The sequence below is a fragment of the Aerococcus sp. L_32 genome, from assembly GCF_050689315.1.
On the sequence record NZ_JBOEQF010000866.1, the window covers coordinates 1 to 783 of the forward strand.

Annotated in this window: 1 protein-coding gene; it reads right to left on the reverse strand. The window is 34.2% G+C overall.

Annotation, left to right across the window (positions count from 1 at the left end):
• Positions 1 to 783, reverse strand: a 783-nt coding sequence (locus ACRCJ0_RS16980) for a sensor histidine kinase (protein WP_431391329.1), incomplete at both ends; no start/stop codon positions are given.

The window sequence follows — 783 nt, forward strand, 5'->3', positions numbered from 1 at the left end:
AATACCTTAACAAACCCATAAGGATTATTATAAATAATGGCATTATGAATTAGGTTGGTAAGTACCTGTAAAATCCCACCCCGATCTCCTCTAAAAGAAACATCTGGTTGGGAGTTATCATCTTTAACTAAATCAATATGCTTATCTTGTGCCCGCCCACTTAGGTGTTGAAATACGTCTTCTAAAAGCTCGTCCGCCTCTAACAATTCACTAGTTTGTTGTACTTGATCCTGTTCAATTTTAGCCAGATCTAAAATATCCTTAATTAAAGAACCGAGGCGATTACTCTCTTTTTGCATAATTTTAATAAATTCTACTGCTGTATCATGCTCTTCAATGGCCCCATCTAATAATGTCTCAGTAAAGCCTTGTAAAGCGGTGACTGGTGTTTTAAGCTCATGAGACGCGTTAGAAATAAAATCGCTACGAACTTTTTCCAAATGGCGAATACTAGTAATATCATAAATTAAAAGGATAATTTGCTCTGAATCATTTGAATTCGTTAATTCTTCATTAGATTCAGCATCGAAATAAGCATCCATCTCGTCATAGCTTAAATGAATAATATTTACATCTAAGATCACTTCTCTTGGATAGTATAAATAGATTTCTTCATTAATCTTCTCTTTAGTTTTAGAAGCTTGGTTTAGCATTTGAATCAAACGATAACTTTGTAATACTTCTTCGAAACGACGACCTTCTATCTGTTCCTCTAGCCCTAAAATTTCATAGATAGCTGGGTTAGCTAAACGTACAATATGGTCTTTATCTACCATCACAACG